The sequence below is a fragment of the Okeania sp. genome (assembly GCF_983059655.1).
Genome location: NZ_CEZPJD010000706.1, coordinates 1 through 4161 on the forward strand (window position 1 = coordinate 1; position 4161 = coordinate 4161).

General features: G+C 34.8%; 3 protein-coding genes. 2 read left to right on the plus strand and 1 reads right to left on the minus strand.

The genetic code is table 11. The annotated features are described in order from the left end of the window. Positions 1-85: 85 nt before the first annotated feature. Positions 86-2668 (plus strand): GUN4 domain-containing protein, encoded by a 2583-nt coding sequence (locus tag AC3DU7_RS27010; RefSeq protein WP_488042355.1) that lies wholly within the window; start codon positions 86-88, stop codon positions 2666-2668. 304 nt (positions 2669-2972) lie between these two features. Here the strand turns inward: AC3DU7_RS27010 and AC3DU7_RS27015 are convergent, their stop codons facing one another. Then, entirely contained in the window at positions 2973-3152 is a 180-nt protein-coding gene (locus tag AC3DU7_RS27015; RefSeq protein WP_488042356.1) for a hypothetical protein, read from the minus strand. Positions 3153-3454: 302 nt separating this feature from the next. On the opposite strand from AC3DU7_RS27015, the gene mddA reads away from it, so the two are divergent. Further along, a partial coding sequence (gene mddA / locus AC3DU7_RS27020) for a methanethiol S-methyltransferase (protein WP_488042357.1) occupies positions 3455-4161 on the plus strand: 707 nt, incomplete at its 3' end.

The following is a 4161-nucleotide window of genomic DNA, read 5'->3' on the forward strand; positions in this document are numbered from 1 at the left end:
TCCCCTACTCCCCCACTCCCCTACTCCCCCACTCCCCCACTCCCCTACTCCCTACTCCCCCACTCCCCTACTCTAATTAAAAACTATGGCATGGCTACCAGGAAAAAAACTTTACGGCGATCGCTACATTATTCAAAAAGAATTGGGCAAGGGTGGCTATAGTATCATTTATATTGCTAAAACAAATAAAGGTGAGCTAGTAGTTATTAAAACTCTTAAAGATGAGATATTTAAAGACCATAATTTCACAAATTTTGTTGAAAAATATCAGCGTGACTTCCGAGAAGAAGCTCTACATCTTGCCCTTTGCCAACATCAAAATATTGTGCAGATAAAAAATGTTTTTACTGAGGGAAAACATCCCTGCATTGTGATGGAATATGTGGCGGGAGAAGATTTAGGAAAATTGGTAAAGCGAAAGGGAATATTGTCAGAAAGTGAGGCATTAATTTACATTAGGCAAATAGGAGAAGCTTTAACAGTAATTCACGCAAAAGGTTTACTACATCGGGATGTCAAACCAGATAATATTATTGTTCGTAATAGTAATAATAATCGAGAAGCAATTTTAATTGATTTTGGCATTGCCCGTGAATTTATTCCAGATTCAATTTTGACTCAAACTGTTGCGGGTTCCAATGGTTTTTCTCCGATAGAGCAATATGCAGAGAAGGCAAAACGGGGAGAATTTACTGATGTTTATTCTTTGGCAGCAACTCTCTATTATTTACTAACTGCTGAAGTTCCCATTCCAGCACCAGCAAGAGCGGCGAGAATAGCTCTTAACCCACCGCAACAGTTTAACTCAAAAATTAGTGGTAATATTCAAGCAGCTATTCTCAAAGGTATGGCATTTCACCCCGAAGAGCGTCCGCAGTCAGTGGCGGAATGGTTATCTTATTTCACAGAAGTTATTACAGAATTCAAAAGTCAACAGTCAAAAGTAAAAAGTAAGAATTTATCAACTGAAAATGTTGAAAATACAATAATTTCCAAAGATTATTTTTCACCTGAAAGTACAGAATTCAAAAGTCAACAGTCAAAAGTAAAAAGTAAGAATTTATCAACTGAAAATGTTGAAAATACAATAATTTCCAAAGATTATTTTCCACCTGAAAGTTTGGTTAGCTCTTTTAAGGAAACAGAAATTGACTACAGGCAACTAGAAAGTTTTCTGGCAGCCGAAAAATGGCAGAAAGCAGATGCGGAAACTAGGGAAATAATGCTGAAAATATTAGGTCGAGAAACTAAAGAATGGCAGGGAAAAGCAGAAATAGAAAAATTTCCTTGTACAGAATTAAGTATTATCGATAAACTTTGGATTAAATATAGTAATGGTCGGTTTGGTTTCAGCGTTCAAAAAGAAATTTGGCAGAGTGTTGGCGGTAAACCTGATGCTGATGCTCGGACTTATATGAGGTTTGTTGAAGAAGTGGGATGGGGGATAAATGAAAACTGGTTATCTTGGTTTGATTTGAATTTTAGTATTCATGCACCAGTCGGACATTTGCCTTGTGGAGTAGGGCGAGGAATGGTAGATTTTGCTATTGCTTTTTTATCTCGGATAGAAATTTGCGGACTTGAGGAACCGAAAAATATTTCTCCTAATATTACTGGCAAAACAGAAATAGATTATTCTCCTCTAAGAGATTTTTTAGCTGAAGGAAAATGGAGAGAGGCAGATAGGGAAACTGTTGCTTTAATGTTGAAGGTAGCAGATAAAAATCAAGATGAAAAATTGAGTGTTTCAGATATAGAAAATTTTCCCTGTTCGGAGCTAGAGAAAATTAATCAACTCTGGGTAGATTATTCTCAAGAGCGTTTTGGTTTCAGCGTGCAAAAATCTATTTATTTTAGTATGGTAAAAAGTATTGAGGAGAGGTTTGGCAAAAATCGTAAATATTACAAAATGATTTGGCAAAATTTTAGCGATGCTGTGGGATGGCAAGTAGGAGGTCAGGCAAAATATTATAACGATTTGGATTTTAGTTTAAATGCACCTATCGGTCATTTACCTGTTTCATGGTGCGTGAAATTTAAAGTGGAAAAATTTGGGGTGGGAGTATGGCGAGAAACCTTTTTTAATCGTATGAATAATTGTCTACTTTATACAGGAAAATTCCATCTTGAGCAGAGCAAGAAAAGTTCAATAAAGAATAGAATTAAAATTATCCAAGGTGATATTGCTCAACAGGAGGTTGATGCTATTGTGAATGCTACAGACCGCGCTCTTTCTGCTGGTTCAACGGTATCTTATTCTATTCATACAATGGCTGGACTAGAACTTAAAAAAGCTTGTCGAAAGTTGATGACTTGTGAATATGGAGAAGCCAAAATTACGAGTGGTTATAATTTATCTGCTAAGTGGGTTATTCATACAGTTGCTCCTAGATGGCAAGGTGGAAATTTGGGAGAGAAGAATATACTGATGAGATGTTATGAAAATAGTTTGGCTTTAGCAGAAAAATATGGTGTTCAAACAATTGCTTTTCCTGCTATTGCTACTGGTGGTTTGTTTTTTCCGCTGGAAGTAGCAGCAAGAATAGCGATAGCTGAAGTTATGCAATTTTTATTGGAAAGTAAGTCTATTGAAAGGGTGATTTTTGTTTGTTTCAAGACTCAAGTATATGAAACATATTTAGGATTGCTGAGTGGTAATGATTTTTAGATTAAGTATTAACGCAAAACATAAGTTTTTCAACTTTACCGAAATATTCTGGTTTAAAACCTCCCCTTGATCGGCGATGATAAATAAAAATTTTCCTGTTCGTAAATCCTTTTGTTTTCAAGGAGAGATAATTCTAAATTCGCGCATTCTAAATTATAAATTCTTGAATTTCAGCTACTTACTATGACTTTTGAGCAACGCCAAAATTTTTCTGGTGTTTTGCTTGTCTGAGTATCTCTTCTATATATATTCAGTGGTGATATGCTGTTTTGGGGTTGAATAAAAAGTCATGCGTAGGGGCGTTTTAAGCCCAATAATAAAATGTTATCATGATTTTTTTCGAGATGCAAGGGGAAAATCCTTGCCGATTTTTTTGAGCTTCATAAAATGCAGATGAATCATCTGTATATCTGTTACCTAATCCTTGTCTGGCTGATGGGGTGAAAAATTTGGTGATCGCTGCTTCTTGATTTAAGTGCTTCACAGGATGATGTTTTCTGAGTATCTCTTCTATATGTATTCAGTAGCGATATGCTGTTTTGGGGTTGAATAAAAAGTCATGCGTAGGGGCGTGTTATACGCAACGATAAAATAGTATCATAATTTTTTGGGCGATGCAAGGGGAAAATCCTTGGCATTTTTTTGAGCTTCACAAGATGCAGATAAATCATCCCTGTATCCGTGGCAAAATCCTTGTCTAGCTGATTTTGTTGCAAAGATTTTAGTATTTCATATAATCATAGAATTATCGAAATAAACTTTTTCTGGAGGTTTTGTAATAGAAAAATGAAGAGAATACTTGCATTTATCTATGGAATATTTTGTTATCTAATATCATTAATAACTTTGACCTACAGCATTGGTTTTGTCGGCAACTTAATAGTGCCAAAAACACTAGATTCCAATTTAGATGGAACTCTAATTAACGGAATATTAATTGATATTTTATTACTCGGTTTGTTTGCTATTCAACATAGTCTTATGGCACGTCAAAGTTTCAAGAAATGGTGGACGAAAATTATTCCACATCCGATTGAACGTAGCACTTATGTATTGATGGCAAGTCTGACATTATTATTATTATTTTGGCAATGGCATTCTCTCGGTGGAATTATTTGGAATATACAAAGTCCGATAGTTTATAATATTATTTATGGCATTTTTGCTTTGGGATGGTTAATTGTTGTAATCAGCACTTTTATGATTAATCATTTTGATTTATTTGGGTTGCGACAAGTATATTTATATTTGCGCGGTCAGGAATATGAATATTTAGGATTTAGAACACCAGGGTTTTACAAATATATTCGTCATCCGATTATGTTAGGTTTTGTTATTGCTTTTTGGGCAACTCCAACTATGACATTTTCTCATTTTATTTTTGCCCTGGGTACAACAATTTATATGTTAGTGGGAATTAAATTAGAAGAGGTAGATATGATTTCTATTTATGGAGATTTATATCAGGAATATCGGCAAAAAGTTTCTATGTT